The 18454-nt window shown below is 71.4% G+C and carries 17 protein-coding genes and 2 pseudogenes; 11 read left to right on the top strand and 8 right to left on the bottom strand.

The genetic code is table 11. The features are described from left to right. Window positions 1-409: pseudogene (locus tag ABZ721_RS39810) on the bottom strand (transposase); the annotation flags it as partial. 541 nt (window positions 410-950) lie between these two features. Beyond that, window positions 951-1796 (bottom strand): annotated as a pseudogene (locus tag ABZ721_RS39805) (hypothetical protein); the annotation flags it as partial. A 55-nt stretch (window positions 1797-1851) separates the two neighbouring features. Here ABZ721_RS39805 and ABZ721_RS39800 point away from each other — a divergent pair. The 5 genes from ABZ721_RS39800 to ABZ721_RS39780 are packed head-to-tail and all read left to right on the top strand — an operon-like array spanning window position 1852 to window position 7637. Continuing rightward, on the top strand, window positions 1852-3342 hold the full coding sequence (locus ABZ721_RS39800) for a site-specific integrase (RefSeq protein ID WP_358793724.1): 1491 nt from the start codon (window positions 1852-1854) through the stop codon (window positions 3340-3342). Continuing rightward, the gene (locus ABZ721_RS39795; RefSeq protein ID WP_358793723.1) at window positions 3339-5156 is read left to right on the top strand and encodes a hypothetical protein; all 1818 of its coding nucleotides are present in this window, start codon (window positions 3339-3341) and stop codon (window positions 5154-5156) included. The genes ABZ721_RS39800 and ABZ721_RS39795 overlap by 4 nt, the downstream gene beginning before the upstream one ends. Next, window positions 5153-6037, top strand: a complete 885-nt coding sequence (locus ABZ721_RS39790; protein WP_358793722.1) for a hypothetical protein — start codon at window positions 5153-5155, stop codon at window positions 6035-6037. Before ABZ721_RS39795 ends, ABZ721_RS39790 begins: the two co-directional genes overlap by 4 nt. Further along, window positions 6028-7239, top strand: a complete 1212-nt coding sequence (locus tag ABZ721_RS39785) for a hypothetical protein (RefSeq protein WP_358793721.1) — start codon at window positions 6028-6030, stop codon at window positions 7237-7239. The genes ABZ721_RS39790 and ABZ721_RS39785 overlap by 10 nt, the downstream gene beginning before the upstream one ends. Beyond that, window positions 7236-7637 carry a hypothetical protein gene (locus ABZ721_RS39780; RefSeq protein ID WP_358793720.1) on the top strand — a complete coding sequence of 134 codons (402 nt, stop codon included), beginning with the start codon at window positions 7236-7238 and terminating at the stop codon, window positions 7635-7637. Before ABZ721_RS39785 ends, ABZ721_RS39780 begins: the two co-directional genes overlap by 4 nt. Window positions 7638-7749: 112 nt before the next feature. Here ABZ721_RS39780 and ABZ721_RS39775 read toward each other — a convergent pair whose 3' ends face one another. From ABZ721_RS39775 to ABZ721_RS39765, 3 genes are read right to left on the bottom strand one after another with little or no spacing between them, the layout of a single operon-like run. Then, on the bottom strand, window positions 7750-8934 hold the full coding sequence (locus ABZ721_RS39775; protein ID WP_358793719.1) for a PLP-dependent aspartate aminotransferase family protein: 1185 nt from the start codon (window positions 8932-8934) through the stop codon (window positions 7750-7752). A gap of 50 nt (window positions 8935-8984) precedes the next feature. After that, window positions 8985-10166 carry a cysteine desulfurase family protein gene (locus tag ABZ721_RS39770; RefSeq protein ID WP_358793718.1) on the bottom strand — a complete coding sequence of 394 codons (1182 nt, stop codon included), beginning with the start codon at window positions 10164-10166 and terminating at the stop codon, window positions 8985-8987. Beyond that, entirely contained in the window at window positions 10163-10840 is a 678-nt protein-coding gene (locus ABZ721_RS39765) for a metalloregulator ArsR/SmtB family transcription factor (RefSeq protein ID WP_358793717.1), read from the bottom strand. The genes ABZ721_RS39770 and ABZ721_RS39765 overlap by 4 nt, the downstream gene beginning before the upstream one ends. A 72-nt stretch (window positions 10841-10912) precedes the next feature. On the opposite strand from ABZ721_RS39765, the gene ABZ721_RS39760 reads away from it, so the two are divergent. After that, complete coding sequence (locus ABZ721_RS39760) at window positions 10913-12307, top strand: MBL fold metallo-hydrolase (protein ID WP_358793716.1); 1395 nt, start codon at window positions 10913-10915, stop codon at window positions 12305-12307. Continuing rightward, window positions 12304-13578 (top strand): MFS transporter, encoded by a 1275-nt coding sequence (locus ABZ721_RS39755; protein ID WP_358793715.1) that lies wholly within the window; start codon window positions 12304-12306, stop codon window positions 13576-13578. Before ABZ721_RS39760 ends, ABZ721_RS39755 begins: the two co-directional genes overlap by 4 nt. A 323-nt stretch (window positions 13579-13901) precedes the next feature. On the opposite strand, the gene ABZ721_RS39750 is transcribed toward ABZ721_RS39755, so the two are convergent. Next, complete coding sequence (locus ABZ721_RS39750; protein WP_358793714.1) at window positions 13902-14567, bottom strand: class I SAM-dependent methyltransferase; 666 nt, start codon at window positions 14565-14567, stop codon at window positions 13902-13904. 107 nt (window positions 14568-14674) lie between these two features. Between ABZ721_RS39750 and ABZ721_RS39745 the strand changes: the two genes are divergently transcribed. The 3 genes from ABZ721_RS39745 to ABZ721_RS39735 all read left to right on the top strand — a co-directional run bounded on the left by ABZ721_RS39745 (window position 14675) and on the right by ABZ721_RS39735 (window position 16593). After that, on the top strand, window positions 14675-15010 hold the full coding sequence (locus ABZ721_RS39745) for a metalloregulator ArsR/SmtB family transcription factor (protein WP_358793713.1): 336 nt from the start codon (window positions 14675-14677) through the stop codon (window positions 15008-15010). A gap of 1 nt (window position 15011) precedes the next feature. Then, window positions 15012-15731 (top strand): cation transporter, encoded by a 720-nt coding sequence (locus ABZ721_RS39740; RefSeq protein ID WP_358793712.1) that lies wholly within the window; start codon window positions 15012-15014, stop codon window positions 15729-15731. Between the two features lie 79 nt (window positions 15732-15810). Then, window positions 15811-16593: a sulfite exporter TauE/SafE family protein gene (locus ABZ721_RS39735; RefSeq protein ID WP_358793711.1), complete on the top strand. Its 783-nt coding sequence runs from the start codon at window positions 15811-15813 to the stop codon at window positions 16591-16593. A 16-nt stretch (window positions 16594-16609) separates the two neighbouring features. Here the strand turns inward: ABZ721_RS39735 and ABZ721_RS39730 are convergent, their stop codons facing one another. Together ABZ721_RS39730 and ABZ721_RS39725 are read right to left on the bottom strand one after the other, a co-directional pair. Continuing rightward, window positions 16610-16945: a YnfA family protein gene (locus tag ABZ721_RS39730; RefSeq protein ID WP_355184518.1), complete on the bottom strand. Its 336-nt coding sequence runs from the start codon at window positions 16943-16945 to the stop codon at window positions 16610-16612. Window positions 16946-16995: 50 nt separating this feature from the next. Next, complete coding sequence (locus ABZ721_RS39725) at window positions 16996-17778, bottom strand: MerR family transcriptional regulator (protein ID WP_358793710.1); 783 nt, start codon at window positions 17776-17778, stop codon at window positions 16996-16998. 412 nt (window positions 17779-18190) lie between these two features. On the opposite strand from ABZ721_RS39725, the gene ABZ721_RS39720 reads away from it, so the two are divergent. After that, window positions 18191-18415, top strand: coding sequence for a hypothetical protein (locus tag ABZ721_RS39720; RefSeq protein WP_358793709.1), 225 nt, complete (start codon window positions 18191-18193; stop codon window positions 18413-18415). Window positions 18416-18454 lie beyond the last annotated feature (39 nt).

Here is an 18454-nt window from a genome sequence, read left to right as displayed (position 1 = left end):
GGACCACCACGCCGATGATCAGGCCCATGACGTCCACGGCGAGCCCACGCTTGCGGCCGGGCGTCTTCTTGTTCGCGTCCAGTCCCGTCGTCTTCCTCGGCACCCCGGCCGCCACGCGGACGGACTGGGTGTCGATGATCACCAGGGACGGGTCCTCTCATCGTCTGAACCGCTCCCGCACCTGGCAGCGCAGAATCTCCTGGATCCGCTGGTCGAGGCTGTCCTGGCGCCACAGGGTGAAGTAGTAGAACACCGCCGACCAGGCCGGTAGATCGTGCGGCAGGAGCCGCCACTGACAGCCCGTCCGGTTCTGGTAGAGCAGCGCGTTCGGCACTTCACGCAGGTCACAGGAGCCCGGGTCCCCAGTTGCCGACCGAGCGACCCGCTCCTGTTTCCACGCGGTGATCAACGGTTAGATCAACGCCCACTGCTCGTCGGACAAGTCAGTTGAGTACGGCATTCTGTCCATGCCCGTGACCTCACCATGCTCACGACATGATGGTCAGCGCGAACAGTCCTACCCGTTGACCAGGATCGTCGAGCTCACCGCCGACCAGCTCCACCGCGATGCGGAGCACACCTACGTGACGATCCACCGGCACCCGGTCCTGTTGCCGCCGGCGCTCGCCCGCCTTATCGAGGACCTACTCCACCAGTGCGCTCCCGCGCACCGCAACGGACCCGGCACCTCGTGCCCGGCGCCAGTCCCGGCCTACCGCGCAACCCGGCCGGGCTGGCCGCGAAGCTGCACCAGCACGGCCTGCCTGTCCGCGCTGCCCGGAACACCGCCATGATGGAAGCCGTGGTGGACTTGCCCCCCATGGTGCTCGCCGACCTGCTCGGCATCGCGCCCCGCACAGCGGAGCGCTGGGCCGCCCTGGCCGGAGGCAGCTGGTCGCACTACCTGGCCGCACGCCCGGGACCCGCGCCTTTACCCGTTGGCGGCAGGATCACCGGGCGGCGGACAGATCGGTCGGCGCCATGTCGCCGCGCACCCGCAGCACCCGCGGCCGGTGGCGGAACCGGCCGAACTCGGTGGGGCCTTCCTGATCGGCCTCGATCTCCACCACCACGCTGGCCATCACCGGAAAGTAGGGCACCGGGGCGGCACCGGGCAGCCCGCCGACCGTGCCGGACAGCTCGACCACGCTCTCCCCGGCGGGGTGCAGCAACGGCAGAAGCTCGCGGCGGACCCCGGGGGTCAGCGGCAGACTCACCCCCACCGCCCGCATCCGGCCGTCGGGCCGGGGCAACCCCCGCGCCAGGCACTGAGTGTTCAGTGTCCGGCCGCTGACCCCGAGCACGACGGCCTCGCTGGTGTGCATCCGCCGCCACTTCAACCAGCCCGACTGGCGGCCGGCAATGTACGGCCGGTTCGGTTTCATCACCACGCCCTCAACGCCGCCCAAGGCGCCCACCCAGCGCAGCGCAGTGGCCAGGTCGCCGGTGGCGGGGACCGGCCGGATCAGAGCCGGGCCATCCGCCAGGACGTCAAGGAGTTGGCGCCGGCGCTCGTCATACCGGCGCGGCCTCCAGTCGGTGTCCCCCAGGGCCAGGAGATCGAGAACGGCCAGGTGGACGGTGAAGTCCTCCCCTCGCCGGGGACCGTGCCCGGAGCGGGACTGCAGCCGAGAGAACGCCATCTCCCCGCTGTCCAAGACCGCGACGAGCTCCGCGTCCAACACACACGTGGGCGGGGCCCGGGCCGCGCCGGCGACATCGGCGAACGGGCCGGTCAGCTCGGTGCCATGCCGACTCCACAGCCGGCCCTCGCGGGCCAAGACCTGGCAGCGCCAGCCGTCGAACTTCGGTTATGCGCTGTTGAACAGTCCGTGAGTACTGTCCAGACCCATGTCGATCACGGGCTGGCGGGTCCACTTCACTCGCCGAGATGCGCCTTGGCCTCGGGTGGCCACACCGCTGATGAAGGAGTTCAGCGAGCTGTTCGCGCGGCTGAACACGGACCTGGACGACCATGGCGTACCTGAGGGGCAGCCGTTCCTGATCGCTCCGGACGGCAGCTACGACGTCGCGTTGAACAGGTACTTCTCGGTGTGGCTGGCTCACTCACCGTGGAACACGCAGGCCGCCCATGCTCGTGATCTGCGGACGTTCTTCAACTTCCTGTGGTCGGCGCGGGGCGGGTGCGGTTGGCGGGCGGCGACGCCGGAGGACCGGGCCGCGTACTCGTGGTGGCGTCGGCGCGATGAAGCAGGGCCGCGGGTGCTGGATACCTCGTGGGACCGCGAGGTCGCGACGGTCAACCAGTTCTACCTGTGGGCCTTCGAGCAGGACCTCGTCCGGATGAACCCTATCCGGCATCGCGCGGCCAGCTCATCGTGGGCGGGTCCTGGTGGGGGGTCGACGCGACTGGTCCCGGCGGAGGCATCGAAGGTGGGGCCTCGTCGGGAGGTGCGGTGGCTTCCGCCTGCTTCGTACCGGCGGTGGAGGAACGTCGGGTTGTGCGGGTTCGACGCCGGTGAGCTGCCGCGGCCAGCGTTTCGTGGGCGGTGGGCGGCCAGGAACGCGGTGTTCGCGGACAGCCTGGTCCGTACGGGGCTGCGGCTCTCGGAGCAGTCGGCGCTGACGTTGTTCGAGCTGCCGGAGCTGCCTGCGCCCGGCTCCGGGATCGTCAACGCCCGGACGGTACTGCCGGACGCGATCTCCAAGGGCTGCTCGGGGCGGGCGGTGTACATGCCGGTATCGACGTTGCGGAATGTGTGGGAGTACATGGCGTGGGACCGGCGGGAGATGCTCGACTACGGGCGGTCCCGCGGCTTCTATATTCCGGGCCGCCGGTCGCTGATCGTGGAGGATCCGGCGCGGCCTGCCGTGCGGATCGGAGGACGTTGGGTTCCGGTGTCCCGGCTGGATGCGGCTGAGCGGCGGCGGCTGCTGGTGGCGGGGCCGGATGGGTGGGAGCCAGCGATGGTGTGGCTGAACCAGTGGGGGCTGCCGATGTCGGTGTCGGGCTGGAAGCAGGTCTTCGCCGATGCCAATGCCCGCTGCGGCGCGGCGGGCGTGGGGCTGAGGGCGACGCCGCACATGCTGCGGCACAGCTACGCGGTGGTCACGCTGGAGTTGCTGTGGCGGGGGCATCTGCAAGCGCTGGGGGAGATGAACGCGGCCCAGCGGCTGACGTATCAGCGGGTGTTCGGGGATCCGCTGAATTGGGTGCGGATCAGGCTCGGTCACCGGTCGGCGACGACCACGGCGATTTACCTGCACACGTTGCAGGAGCTGGAGATGCATACCCGGCTGGAGCTGGTGCCGGAGGGGGCGTGGGAGCCCGCAGGGTTCAGCCCGGAGGGCTGGCAGGAGAATACGGGTGTGGCCGCGTGAGCGAGGACTTTGGGCGGGCGGGCCGGGGCCGGACGGCTGCGGTGCCGGACGGTTTCTACGAGCGGCCGCCCTCGGTGGTGGTGCCGGGCCAGGGCGGCAGTCCGGTGGTGCGGTTCGTCGGTGAGGACGGACGCGAGCGGGACTTCCGGTTCGCCGAGCTGCCGCTGCCTGGGCTGCACGAGGATTTCGCGTTCGCGCTGGAGGCTCGGATCGGGTTCGGGGGCGGCCGGCGCACGCAGCGGGCTGCGACGGGGCAGTGGCAGACGATCCGCCGTTTCTTCACCGTGCTGGCCGCCTTGTCCGAGCCTCCCCGGCGGGTAGCGGATCTTCGAATGCGGCATGTGGAGCGGTACCGGATGTCGAGGTTGGAGACTTGCGAGTACCAGACGGCCGTGAGGCATGTCCAGGATCTCCTGCTGGTGCTCCGTGCCCTGCCCCGGCCGGAACGGCTGGAGGGGATGCTGTTGGACTTCATGGGGCAGCGCGGGCACGGGGTCGACGCCCAGCAGGGAGGGACGCCCGGGTATTCGGACCGGGAGTTCGCCGCCGTGATGGCCGCGGCCCGCTCCGATGTGGCTGCGATCCGGGATCGGCTCGCTGCCGGCGAAGCCCTGCTCACTCGATACCTGCGCGGCCCGGATGCTCTGGACGACTCGGAGCGGGATCGCGGCGCGGCGCTGGCGGAGCTGGCCCGCACGGGACGGCCGCGCGTGGACTACCAGGGGCTGGCGGTCGGGCTGTACGCGGAGGCAGGGCTGGAGCAGGCCCGTCAGCTGTTCGTCGTGGACAACGATCTGGCCCCGCTGATGATCTACGCGGCGGGGCTGAGCGGCCGCAATCCCGAGACGCTCAAGGAGCTGCCCTCCGAGCACCGGGTGCTGGAGGGCCGGGCGGTGGTGGTCACGTTGACGAAGCGGCGGAGGGGCAAGTCCAACTCACGGACGACCGTGCATTGGAGTACGGATGCGGATCCGGGCCGCCGGCTGCGGTCGGCGGGCGGCTTCTACCTGCTGCTGCACGAGATGATGGGCCGCAGTCGGGCCCTGTCCAAGACGGCGGGCCTGTGGTCGATCTGGGCGGGCAACGGTCGCGGACGGGTCAGCAACGCTGCGACCGGAGGGCACATCGGCCCCTTCGACTCCGAGCTGGCCCGCAAACTGCACCTCGGGCAGTGGGCTGCCCGCCACGGTCTGCGGGGCGATGATGGCCAGCCGCTGAACCTGCGGCTGACGCGGCTGCGCACGACGGTGGAGGTCCGCTCCGCGAAGCAGGTGGGCGGCCATCTACCGTCCACCCGGCTGACCAACACGGCCGAGACCTCTTTCACCCACTACCTGCGCAGGGACCCCTTCGTCAGGGAGTGGTCGGCCGAGATCCTCACCGAGGCGATCACCGACGCCCACGACCAGACCCTCGCGGTCCTCGCTCCGTCCCAGCGGGAGGGCGCCGAAAGCGCGCGGCAGCGGGCCGGGGCGGGCGAGCTGGACACCTTGGCCGCCTCGTGCCTGGACATCGAGCACCATCCCGATCACGGGGGCCGCTGCCGCGAGTCGTTCCTGACCTGTCTGAGCTGCCCGAACGCGATGGTGCTGGAGCGGCACCTGCCGATGCTTCTCGCCCTGGCGGAGTCGCTGCGGGCCGATCTGGAACGGCGGGACGCCGAGCAGTGGGTGCACCGCCACGGCCGGACGTGGCAGATCATCACCAGCGGCATCCTGCCCAAGTTCACCGCGGCCCAGCGCGCGAACGCGGCCCGACTCCAGCCGGCCGCGCTGCCGCTCGACCTTCTCGACGGCCCTCAGGAGATGCCATGACCACCCTCACGCTGCCCGTCGAGGCGTGGCGGCCCGTACCTGCGGGGACGCGGGTGCTGGCAGGCCGGCCGCTCCGCGAGGACGCCGTATTGGAGGACACCTCCGTCTTCGCCGACGACGTGTGGCTCCTGGACCCCGTCCTGCTGCGCGCAGACCGCCAGCCAGCCATCCTCAACTTCACCGGACTCCCCGCTCCCTATGTGGCGGTGGCGAAGCACCTGTTCCACTCCCTGCTCACCCAGGACACCCCGCCGGGCGAGACACCGATCACCATCTCCAGCATCCACACCTACTTCTCCTGCGCGCGCCGGTTCTTCCTCTGGGCCCACGACCGCACCGACTCGCTGGCGGACCTCACCGCGGAGGACCTCGCCACCTACCACCAGGTGGTGGTGGGACTGCGGCAGGCTCCGGGCAGCACGAAGCGCCACCGGCGGGCGGTGCGGATGCTGTGGGCCTATCGCACCCGGCTGCCGGTATCCCAGCGGCTGGTGTGCGATCCGGTCCGGCTTCCGACCTGGCAGGCGTGGACCCGTACCCAGACCCGCCAGGGCGGGGAAAATCTCACCGCCCGGATCCCTGAGCAGGTCATGGCGCCGCTGCTGACGTGGGCTTTGCGCTGGGTCGACGACTTCGCCGACGACGTGCTCGACGCCCGCGCCGTCCGCGCCGCTCTCGACGCGCGGCCGACGACGTGCACGGAGCCGCTTGAAGCCCTGGCCGTGTGCTGGCCGACTTCCGGGAACGCGGACTTCCCCTGCCCGCCGTACCGGGCGGGACGGGCAGACCGGAGGCGGCTAGGACGGCCAACGTCACGCATCTGGCCCGGATCGTCGGCTGCAGTCCCAAGCTCCTGCAGAGCAAGGGAACCGTGCGGCTGATCAAGGAGGCCGTTGCCGAGCTCGGCGTCGCCGAGGACAGCTACCTCGATCACCGCGTTCGGGGCCTGCTGGACGATCGCCCATGGCTGGCCGCGATCTCCTACGACGACGTCCCCCGCCACCTGGCGCTCCTCCAGACGGCCTGCTGGGTCGTGATCGCCTACCTCTCCGGCATGCGCGACTCCGAGATCAAGCACCTCAAGCCCGGATGCGTCACCACCCGCCAGGCCCCGGACGGCAACGTCTACCGGCATGAACTGACGAGCCTCGCCTTCAAGGGCGAGGCCGATCCCCGTGGCGTAACGGCTACGTGGATCGTCACCGCGCCCGTGGCCCGCGCGGTCGCACTCCTCGAACGCCTCCAAACCGACACCCAGGCGTTCCTGTTCGCCCCGGTCGGGGGCCGCAGTCTCACCGCCTCCCGGCTCCCCGCCCCCGGCCGGGTCGCCGCGAGCAGCACCACCGTCACCAAGCTGGGCAAGCTGACCGCCTGGATCAACGACTACTGCGCCACGAACCACCGCACCGACCGAATCCCAGATGTCAACGGCCGGGCACCGCACCTGACCACCCGGCAGTTCCGCCGCACCCTGGCCTGGTTCATCGCCCGCCACCCCGCCGGCGCGATCGCTGGCGCCCTACAGTTCCGTCACCAGCGGATCCAGATGTTCGAGGGCTATGCCGGAACCAGCGACTCAGGCTTCCGCGCCGAGGTCGAGGCGGAGGAAGCCCTCACCCGCGGCCAGCTCCTCGCCGACGCCGCCGCCGACCCTGACCGGCCACATCTCACCGGCCCCGCCAGCGCGGAAGCCGAACAACGCCTGGCCGCGTTCGCCCGCCACACCGTCTTCCAGGGCCAGGTCGTCACCGACGAAGCCCGCCTTCTGCGGATCATGAAACGCCACGACCCCGCCATCTACCCCGGCTCCTTCGTCACCTGCGTCTACAACCCCGACCGGGCCCTGTGCCGACCGCCCGCGAGCACGGCCGGGCAGCCCGAGCTCGCAGAGTGCCGGCCGCTCGCCTGCCGCAACACCGCCCTCACCCCGGAAAACCGCGACGCCCACGCCCGGCACGTCGCCGACCTCGACGTCGCCCTGGGACAAGGCGACGGCCTCGCCCCCTACATCCGCCACCGGCTCCAGCAGCAGCGCCAGGACTCCCACGACTTCCTCACCCGACACGCCCCGGAGCCGACGTGAAGCCCCCGATCCCCGACGCCGACACCGTCCGCACGGCGATGGACGTTGTCCTCGCTGAAGCGGCGGCCGCCGGGCGTCGCGCCACCGTCACCGCGGTCGAGCGGCGCCTCGGCATCACCCACGCCACCTTCTACCGCCACCACCAGGACCTCATCACCAGCTACTTCCAGCCCCTCGCGACGCCCGCCCGGCAGCCTGAAGAACCGCCCCCGGCCGCCGGCCAGCGGGCTCAGGGCAACCTGAGGCGGCTGCGGCAGGAGAACGCCGACCTACGCCAAACCCTGCACCTGTACGAAGAAGCCATCCGCAGTCTCACCCTCGAAAACAACGCTCTACGAACACAGGCCCGCGTCATCCCCCTTCCCGCCAGTGCCCCTCGCTCCAGCCACCAGCTCTGAGCGCGCGCTGGAGGGGGAAGCCGGTCACGGGATGGAGGCCTTGCGTGCAGGGGTCGTACGGGCCGCCCACCGGGCCCTCGTACAGGTCCGGTGGGCGGAAGGAAGAGGGCTGTTAGTCGGTGTCGAGGGCCTGGGCGAGGTCGGCGATCAGGTCGTCGGCGTCTTCGAGGCCGACGGACAGGCGGACCATGCTGTCGGCGATGCCGCGCTTGGCGCGCTCGGCCGGGTCCAGGCCGTGGTGGGTGGTGGTGATGGGCTGGGTGACCAGGGACTCGACTCCGCCGAGACTGGGCGCGATGGCGAACAGCCGCAGCCGGTCCACCACGGCAGCAGTCTGATCGGCGTCCGCGTCCAGGACGGCGCTGAGCATGCCGCCCCCGCCGCGCATCTGCGCGTCCACGATGCGCTTCTGCTCCCCGGTGGCCAGCCCCGGGTAGTGGACGCGGGCCACGCGCGGGTGCGTGGCGAGGAAAGCAGCGACCGCCTGTGCGGTGTCGTTCTGGGCGCGGACCCGGACGGGCAGGGAGCGGATGGAGCGGGCGAGGAGGAAGGCGGTCTCGGGGGCGATGACCTGGCCGAGGTTCTTGCGCCACCCCATCACGGGGGCAAGGTGTTCGGCGGGCCCGGTCAGGACGCCGGCGGTCAGGTCGGAGTGCCCGCCGAGGTACTTGGTCGCGGAGTGCACGACCAGGTCCGCACCGTGGGCGAGGGGGTTCTGGTTGACCGGGGTGGCGAAGGTGTTGTCCACCACCGTCAGCGCGCCGACCGTGCGGGCCTGGGCGGAGATGGCGGCGATGTCGAAGACGGTCAGGGTGGGGTTGGCCGGGGTCTCGAAGAACACGATCCGGGTCCGGCCGCTCAGCACCTCCGGCAGCCGGTCCACCTCGTCGGCGCGCAGGAACGTGGTGGTGATGCCGACCTGCGGCAGGTTGTCGCCGAGGAGTTCGAAGGTGCCGCCGTAGACCTCGCCGATGCACACGATGTGGTCGCCGGTGCGGCAGTGCGCGAGGAACGTGGCGGCTTCGGCGGCCATGCCGGAGGAGAACGCCAGGGCCTGCTCGGCGCCTTCGAGGTCGGCGAGCTTGGCCTCGGTGGAGCGGATGGTGGGGTTGAGGCCGTAGCGGGTGTAGAGGTTCCCGGACTTACGGCCTTCGACGACGTCGAGGAGGTCGGCGGTGGTGTCGAACGCGAACGTGGAGTGGTTGTAGAGCGGGGTGTGGATGGCCCCTTCGGCGTCGCGGTGTTCGCCGGCGTGGACACTGCGGGTGGACAGTCCGTGCGCGCTGTTCTCGGTCATGCCTCTCCTGCGGTTCGTCGGATCCTCTGGCTTCGGGCCGGTCGGCCCGGTCACTGCGCGGCAGCCGCCTGGGTGAGGGCCGCTGCCGCCGTCTCGATGTCCTCGGCCGTGGTCCAGCGGCCCAGGGACAACCGCAGCGCGCCGAGCGCGCGGTCCCGGTCGAGGCCCATGGCGGTGAGCACGGGGGAAGGGGTGTGGGTGCCGCTGTGGCAGGCCGATCCGGTCGAGGCCGCGATCTGGGCGACGGCGGCGAGGAGCTGATGGCCGAGGACACCGTCGACGCTGACGTTCAGGGTGTTCGGCAGGCGGTTCCTCTCCGGGCCGTTGAGGTGCACACGGCCAGGCAGGGCAGCCGTCAGCTGTTGGTGGAGGTCGTTGCGCAGGGCCGCGATGCGGGCCGGGGCGCCGTCGGCGAGCTCGCCGGCCGCGAGTTGCGCGGCGGTGCCGAGTGCGACGGCCAGGGCGACGTTCTCCGTGCCCGCACGCAGGCCGCGTTCCTGCCCGCCGCCGTAGACGACCGGCTCCAGCCGCACCCCGTCACGTACGAAGAGAGCTGCGGCGCCCTTCGGCGCGTACATCTTGTGCCCCACGACCGTCAGCAGGTCCACGCCCAGCTCGCCGACATCGAGGGGAATCTTTCCCACCGCCTGGGCGGCGTCGCAGTGGAACAGCGCCCCGCGCTCGTGGGCGAGGGCCGCGAGTTCCGTGATCGGCTGGAGGGCGCCGGTCTCGTTGTTCGCGGCCATCACCGACACCAGCACCGTGTCCTCGGTGAGCGCGGCGGCCAGCGCGGCCGGGGCGACGAGCCCGTCCCCGTCGACGGGCAGCACGGTCACCCGGGCGCCGTGCAGCCGCTCCAGGGCCCGGCACGTCTCCAGGACGGCGGGATGCTCGGTGGCCTGTGAGAGCACATGCGGGCGCGGTCGGCCCGAGGCCAGGACCACGCCGCGCAGGGCGAGCAGGTCGGCTTCGGATCCCGATCCGGTGAACACGATCTCACCGGGCCCAGCACCGAGCAGGTCGGCGACCTGGGCGCGTGCTGTGGCGAGCGCCCGTTGTGGCTCTTGGGAGTAGGGGTGGCTGCTGGAGGGGTTGCCGAAGAAGTCGCTCAGGTACGGCCACATCGCCGCGGTGACGCGCGGGTCGACCGGGGTGGTGGCGTTGTAGTCCAGGTAGACCGGCCCGTCAGCCAGTGCCGGATGCGGTGGGAGGTCGCCGCCCGGGCCGGTCACGTCAGGTCCGAGGCGTCGACGGGCAGCTCCGACAAGCGCCACTCCAGCATGCCGTCGTTGAGACGGATCGCGCGGCGGCCGAGGTCGGTCAGCAGGCGTACGGCGTCGTAGGCCAGGACGCAGTACTCGCCCCGGCAGTAGACGACGATCTCGGTGTCCTCGGGTAGCTCGTTGATCCGGTCGGCCAGCTCGTTGACGGGGATGGAGAGGGCGCCGGGGATGTGTCCGGCGAGGTACTCCTCCACCGGTCGCACGTCCAGGATCACGACATCGCCGGCCGCGACGCGGGCGCGCAGTTCCTCGTGGCTCATCTCGCCGGTGGTGTCCTCGCCGAGGTAGGCGTCGCGGGCGGCGGGGACGGCGGCCTGGTGGGCTTCGGCGACCTTGCGCAGCAGTGCGAACAGCTGGGCGACGTCGTCGCCGGCGAGCCGGTAATGGATGCGCACCCCTTCGCGGCGGGTGGCGACGAATCCGGCCTGCTTGAGGGTCTGCAGGTGCGCGGAGGCGGTGGTCAGGTTCAGGCCAGCAGCCTTGGCGAGGGCGTCGACGGTGCGCTCGCCCTGGGCGAGCAGGTCCAGCAGTTCCAGGCGCTTTCCGCTGGCCAGTGCTTTGCCGCTGGTGGCGAAGGCGTCGTAGAGGGCGGCCTTGGCGCCGCTTGTGGTGGCATCCCGCATTGCTTCCTCCAATAATCTATGGATTATTGTAACTGAAGGCTGGCAGCAATGGCTGCCCGCCAGGTTGTTCCGTTGGAAGGACACAGGATGGGCTTCGCCGACGACCACCTCATACCCCTGGTCGACCAGGGCCTGGGCAACAGTGCCTACCTCGTCGATCTCGGCGACGGCCGCGCGCTCGCGGTGGACGCCAGCCGCGACCTACGGGCCCTGAAGGCAGCGGCAGCCCGGCGCGATCTCACCGTCGCGTTCGCCGCCGACACCCATCTGCACGCCGACTTCCTCTCCGGCGCCGTCCAGCTCGCCCACGACGACGGAGCCGAAATCCTCGCCTCCGCCGCCGGCCGGCGGACCTTCGGCCACCGGGGCCTCGCAGACGGCGACGAGGTCGATCTCGGCGGCCTGACCCTGCGGGCCCTGGCCACCCCCGGCCACACCGACGAGCACCTCTCCTTCCTCCTCCACGACGGCGGCCGGGAACTGGGGGTGTTCACCGGCGGCTCGATGATCGTGAACTCCGCCGCCCGCACCGACCTCCTCGGCGCCGACCGCACCGAGGAACTCGCCCGCGCCCAGTACCGCTCCATCCAGCGCCTGATCACCCTGCCCGACGCCACCGCCGTCTGGCCCACCCACGGCGCCGGCTCCTTCTGCTCCGCCGTACGCGGAAACGAGCGCACCTCCACCATCGGCGGCCAGAAGCAGACCAACCCCCTGCTCGCCGCCGCGGACGAGGACGCCTTCGTCAAGCAGCTGGTGGCCGGCCTGGGCAGCTACCCCGACTACTTCGACCGCCTCGGCGAAGCCAACCGGCGCGGCCCCACCGTCCTGAGTGCCACCCCGCTGCTGCCCGCGCTCGAGGCCGGACAGGTCAAGGCGCTGCTCGCCGACGGCGCCCAGGTCGTCGACGTCCGCCCAGCGGCCGACTACGCCGCCGGCCACATCCCCGGCTCGCTGTCCATCCCGCTGCGCGGCCAGTTCGCCACCTGGCTCGGCTGGCTCCTGCCGGACACCGACCCGGTCGTCTTCGTCACCGGCGACGGACAGGACCTCGCCGAGATCGTGTGGCAGTCGTACAAGATCGGCTACGAGCGTCTGGCCGGACGACTCGCGGGCGGCATGGCCGCCTGGCTCGCCGACGGCAACCCGCAGACCACCACCGCCTTCCTCACCCCCGGCCACGCCGCAGGCCGCCCCTACGTCGATGTCCGCCAGGACGCGGAGTTCACCGCCGGCCACGTCCCCGACGCCCTGAACATCGAACTCGGCGCCCTCGCCGCAGCCGCCGCCGACGCCCCCGAGGGCGCGGTCGTCGCCTGCGCCCACGGCGAGCGCGGCATGACCGCCGCCAGCGTCCTGGAACGCGCCGGCCACACCGACATCGCCGTACTCGACGGGGGAGCCGCCGACTACGTCCAGGCCCACGGCCAGCAGCTCATCCAGGGAACCGGGGACACCAGCTCGTGAGCACCACACACCCCGCCCCGACGACCGACGCCCACGGCCGGCCTGTACGGCTCGGCCTGCGCGAGAACCGCCTGCAGTTCACCCTGCTGGTCATCGTCAACATCTGCGTCGGCGGCCTGGTCGGCCTGGAACGCACCACCGTCCCGCTGATCGGCTCCGAGACGTTCGGCCTGACCAGCGACCTGGCCGTCTTCTCCTTCATCATCGCCTTCGGCCTCACCAAGGCGTTCACCAACCTCGCCGCCGGCGCCCTGACCGCCCGCTTCCGCCGCAAGCAGCTCCTGGTGGCCGGCTGGCTGCTCGGCATCCCCGTCCCCTTTGCCCTGGCCTACGCGCCGTCCTGGGGCTGGATCGTCGCCGCCAACGTGCTGCTCGGCCTGAACCAGGGCCTGACCTGGTCGATGACCGTCAACATGAAGATCGACCTCGTCGGCCCCTCCCGCCGCGGCCTGGCCACCGGCCTGAACGAGGCCGCCGGCTACACCGCGGTCGGCGTCACCGCCCTGCTCACCGGCTACCTCGCCACCAGCTACGGCCTGCGCCCCGTCCCCGAACTCATCGGCGTCATCTTCGTCGTCGCGGGCCTCGCGCTGGCCCTGGTCGTCCGCGACACCGCCGCCCACGTCGCCCTGGAACTCGCCAACCACACCAAGCCGCTGCCCACCGGCGAGGACACCGGCCTCAAGGCCACCTTCACCCGCACCTCCTGGCGCAACCGCTCCCTGCGCGGCGCCAGCCAAGCCGGGCTGATCAACAACCTCAACGACGGCCTGACCTGGGGCGTCTTCCCCCTGCTCTTCACCGACCACGGCCTGGGACTTGCAGCCGTCGGCCTGATCAAGGGGCTGTACCCGATCCTGTGGGGGCTCGGGCAGATCCCCACCGGTCACCTCGCCGACCGCATCGGCCGCAAACCGCTGATCGTCTACGGCATGCTCGTCCAGTCCGTCGGCTTCATCCTCGCCCTCACCCTGCTGGAGCGCCCGCTGCTCGCGGGCGTCCTGTCGGCGGTCTTCCTCGGTCTCGGCACGGCCATGGTCTACCCGGCCCTCATCGCGTCCATCTCCGACCACGCCCACCCAGCATGGCGAGCCAACGCCCTCGGCACCTACCGCTTCTGGCGCGACATCGGCTACGCCGCCGGCGCCCTCGTGGCCGGTGTGCTCGCCGACTGGCTCGGCCTCAACGCCACCGTCATCGCCGCAGCCGTTCTCACCGCCGCCTCCGGCCTCCTCGCGGCCCACTGGATCACCGAACACAAACCGCGATAACCCCGCACCAACAGCAAAGTGCCATCACCACTCCGGGGGATGGCACCACACCTGTCGCACGAGATGGCGTGCACCATACCGACGCTGAGCTGCACTGACACACCACGCTGCACGTCGCGCCACACCGGTACGGTTCGCCGTCCGGCGCACGAGCCTCTGCGGCTGGTCCGGCCTGTCGGAGGAAGAGGGCGGGGTCAGCGGTGGGGTCAGCTGCTGAGAGCGGGCCGTCCGGCCATCGGGCAGCCGGACGACAAGGTGGCGGGGGCGTGTCGCCGTCCCGGTGAAGCCGGCAGCATCCGCGTCGATGGTCTCGGACCCGGTGGTCAGCGCGGCAAGGTCTGGGTGACGCGCCACAGGCGGCGGGGCAGGTCGCCCTCATCGAAGGCGTGCACCTCGTCTAGGTTCCAGCCGTCGGCGAGGGTGTCGACGAGGGAGCGGTCGAAGAAGTGGACGGCGAAGCCGCCGTGTTCGTAGATGTCGTCGCCGTGGGCGGTGCGGGTGCCATAGTGGGCGTCGCCGGTGTGACGGACGGTGTAGACGAAGGTGCCGCCCGGGCGCAGGACCCGGCGGATCTCGCCGACGAGGGCGCGGATCTCGTCGGTGGACAGGGCCATGCACAGCAGCATGTGCGCGAACACCGCGTCCGTGGAGGCGTCCGGCAGCCGGAGCGGCTCGCGGACGTCGTGCACGGCCGTGGTGACCTGCCCGGCGGTGCCCTGGGCGAGCGCGCCGCGGCGCAGTTGCTCCAGGCCGGTCGCTGAGAAGTCGGTGGCCTGCACGGTGAAGCCCTCGCGTGCGAAGTACAGGGCGTCGCGGCCGTGACCGGCGCCGAGTTCGAGGACGTCGCGGGCGCCGGCGGCCCGGAAGACGGTCGCGGCGTGGACGGCGGGGGCGGAGGGCTCCTCGCCGTACATGCCCGGATGGGCGGAGTACGTGCTCTGCCAGTGCGCCCGCTGGGCTTCGGCCAGGTCCTGCTCGTCGCCCGTCACGTTCTTCAGCCCTCTTCCTGCTGGTCAGTGGGCCGATCGTAGGCCCACCGGACTGATCATCATTATCCATGCTTCTGTGAATTCACGCTTCACTGTACTCTCAGGGGGTGCTGACCGTTGCCTCCGACATCGACGTGCTGGCCCGCTTCGGCCGCGCGCTCGCCGACCCGATCCGATGCCGCATTCTCCTCGCGCTGCGTCAGGCGCCGGCCTACCCCGCCGACCTCGCCGACGCGCTCGGCGTCTCGCGAACCCGCCTGTCCAACCACTTGGCCTGTCTGCGGGACTGCGGCCTCGTCGTCACCGTGCCCGACGGGCGCCGCACCCGCTACGAGCTCGCCGACCCTCGCCTCGGCCACGCCCTGGACCACCTGCTGGCCGCCGTGGTCGCAGTCGAGTCCGACCAGACCTGCCCGGACGCCGCCACGAAGGACTGCTGCTGAGATGACCGCGATATCCCTCGGGCCGTCCCCGGCCCGCCGCGACGCACTCGCCAAACGAATACGGCTGCTGGTCGCCGCCACGATCACCTACAACGTCATCGAGGCGGTCGTCGCGATCACCGCGGGCACGATCGCCTCCTCCACCGCGTTGATCGGCTTCGGGCTGGACTCCGTCATCGAGGTGTCCTCCGCCGCCGCGGTCGCCTGGCAGTTCTCCGCCCGCGACCACGCCGTGCGCGAAGCCCGGGAGAAGACCACCCTGCGGATCATCGCCGTCTCCTTCTTCGCCCTCGCCGCCTACGTCACCTTCGACGCCGTACGCGCCCTGACCGGCACCGGCGAGGCCGAGACCTCGATCCCCGGCATCATCATCGCCGCCCTCTCCCTGGCGATCATGCCGTTCCTCTCCGCCGCCCAGCGCCGCGCAGGACGCGAAATCGGATCCGCCTCCGCCGTCGCGGACTCCAAGCAGACCCTGCTGTGCACGTACCTCTCCGCCGTCCTCCTGGTCGGCCTGATCCTCAACGCCACCCTCGGCTGGTCCTGGGCCGACCCCATCGCAGCCCTGGTCATCGCCGCCATCGCCCTCAAGGAAGGCCGCGACGCCTGGCAGGGCAAAGGCTGCTGCGCACCCACCTCCCGCACCCCGGCCCCCGTCGGGGCGGCCGAGGCCGAGGCGGACGCGTGCGGCTGCAAGCCGGGCTGCACCTGCTGCTCGTGAACATCTCGTTGCCGAATCACGATCCCGCCACCCCCTCCGTCGATACTGACCGGGCGATCACGGAGCGGCGGGGGCAGCGGTGGAGTGGACGATCTGGGCCGGGTTCGCGGCCGGCCTGCTGATCTCGACGGTGACCGCGCCGGTCGGCGTGTCCGGGGCGGTCTTCCTCCTGCCGGTCCAGCTCAGCGTCCTCGGCGTGCCGAGCCCCGCCGTCACACCGACGAACCTGCTGTTCAATGTGGTAGCCGGGCCAGGCGCACTCTGGCGCTACCGCCGCGACGGCGCTCTGCGCGGCGGACTGGCCCGGCGCCTCGTCGCCTGGACACTGCCCGGCGTCCTTGCAGGCGCCGCCATCCGCGTCTTCGCCCTCCCCGGCCCCGACGTCTTCCGCATCCTGGTCGCCGCCTTTCTCCTCCCGCTCGGCGCGTGGCTGTGCCTGCGCACCCTGCGCCCCGCCCGGCGGCGGCCGGACACGGCCGAACCGTCGAGGCCCGCACTCGCCGCCCTGGCCCTCACGGTCGGAGTGATCGGCGGGATCTACGGCATCGGCGGCGGTTCCCTCCTCGGGCCCATCCTCGCCGCCCGCGGCATGCCCATGGCCCGCCTCGCACCGGCCACCCTCTCCGCGACCTTCACCACCTCCGTCGCCGGCGCCGCCGCGTACACGCTGCTGGCCCTGGCAAGCCCCGGACCCGTCTCGCCCAACTGGTGGCTGGGCCTGGCCTGCGGCCTGGGCGGGCTGATCGGCGGCTACCTCGGCGCACGCCTGCAACCGCACCTGCCCGAGACCGCGCTCCGGCTCCTGCTCGGCGCCCTCGCCGCCGCCCTCGGTGCGGTGTACGCCGTCCAGGCCCTGGCCTGATCCCGGTGCGGCCGGCTCAGTGGCCGCGCGGGGCGTACATGATGACCGCCATCCCGGCGAGGCAGACCAACGCGCCGATGACGTCGAAGCGGTCGGGCCGGTAGCCGTCGGCGACCATGCCCCACGCGATCGACCCAGCGACGAAGATCCCGCCGTACGCGGCGAGGATCCGGCCGAAGTTGTCGTCGGACTGGAAGGTGGCCACCACCCCGTACAGACCAAGCGCGATGACGCCGGCGCCGATCCAGATCCATCCCTTGTGCTCGCGGATGCCCTGCCAGACCAGCCAGGCACCCCCGATCTCGAACAGCGCGGCGACGGCGAACAGGGCGATGGAGCGGGCGACGAGCACGGCAGGAAGTCTCCGGAGCAGGGGAAGCGGGCGGGATAGGGAGGGCGCGGTCAGGCGGCCGGGCCGAACAGATCGGTCAGCAGCCCGACTCCGTCGGCCGGCGCGCGGACCTCCAAGTGCAGGCGCGGGCCGTCGAGGTGAAGCCGGAAGTCGAAGAACGGACAGCACTGCTGCTCGGCCGATGCCAGCTCCGCCACCCGCGCCGTCCGCTCGACGGGCATGGTCAGCCGCAGCCCGTCAGGCACCGCGGTCCGCACGGCGCCATCGACCGCCTCGCGCCACTGGGCGGTCCGCTCGTGCAGGCCCTCGCCGGTCAGGGAGCAGGCCACCGGCGCCGTCCGCCACCCCTCCGCCTCGGCCTCGGCGGACTGGCGGCTGGGCGCCAGCACCACGTCCACCGGCCGCGTGCTGGCAGCGGGCGGAACCGACGAGGCGAGGAAGCCGCACTCGGGATCGCAGGGGCTCGCGCGATCGGGCAGCGCGTCCAGGTGCTCCAGGGCCGTGTGCAGGGATGCGGTGAACGCGGCCAGCTCGGCGGCCCTGGACTCGGCTTCGGCCAGGCGGGCGGCGATCCGGGGCCGCAGATCCGCTTTCACGTCCCGGCAGGCACCGGCCTCCCAGACTCCGAGCAGTTCGCCGATCTCCTCCAGCGGCAGTCCCAGATGCTTGGCCGCGCCGATGAACGCCAGCCGCTCGACCGCGTCCTCGCCGTACAGCCGGTAGCCAGCCGGGCTCCGGTCGGCGGGCAGTAGTCCGGCACCCTCGTAGAAGCGCAGGGTCGTCGCCGGCACGCCGGAGCGTTCAGCGAGCTGGGAGATTCGCATCGTGCTCACATCACCGACGGTAGACCTTCGACCCAAGTCGAAGGTCAAGCTGGAAGCCGCGCGCTTCCGTGTGGTGTGCCGGTGTCCAGCCAGAGCTTCAGCAACATCGGTTCCAGCTACGACTGCCGACCCCCATCGAGAAAGTAGGTGGACCATGGACAGCTTCAAACCCTGTCCATAACTTCGGCTCCAGACTCAAATCCGGGCCGCCGCGGGCTTCGTCGACAGGACGACACAGCGCCAGCGGGAGCGGCAGAGAAAGGGACAGCATGGCGTAGCTGTACCCGGCGCCCGGGACGTCGCTGGCAGGACGACGGGCGTTCACCCGCCCGGCGCTGTGGCAGTCGGGGCCTCTGCGGCAGCGACGGGCCGGCCCGCTGCGCTCCTGGCCTGGGCCAGCCCTCTGTGGAAGCCCGGAGCCGTGACCCTCACCAGCCCGGCCGGAGAAAACCTGACCAGGACTCCCGCCGAGTGGACGGACATGGTCAAAGAGTCCGACAGCAACGTGCGGGCGGCGGCGGACGTGCGCGGGGTCGAGGTGGCCGCGGTGCGGGTGCAGGCCTCGTCCGGGCGCAGGCTCAGCGCGAGGGGGGTCTGTACCGTGAGCGGTGTAACTCCTGAGCTGGAAGCGACAGTTGATGACTGACGTGACGGTTGACATTGAGGCCGGGGAGGCCGCTGTGGG

Origin of the sequence: Streptomyces sp. NPDC006733 (assembly GCF_040636125.1) — a bacterium.
GTDB lineage: Bacteria > Actinomycetota > Actinomycetes > Streptomycetales > Streptomycetaceae > Actinacidiphila.
The sequence above is the reverse complement of the archived record's forward strand: the minus strand, read 5'-3'. Positions and strand labels throughout refer to the sequence as shown.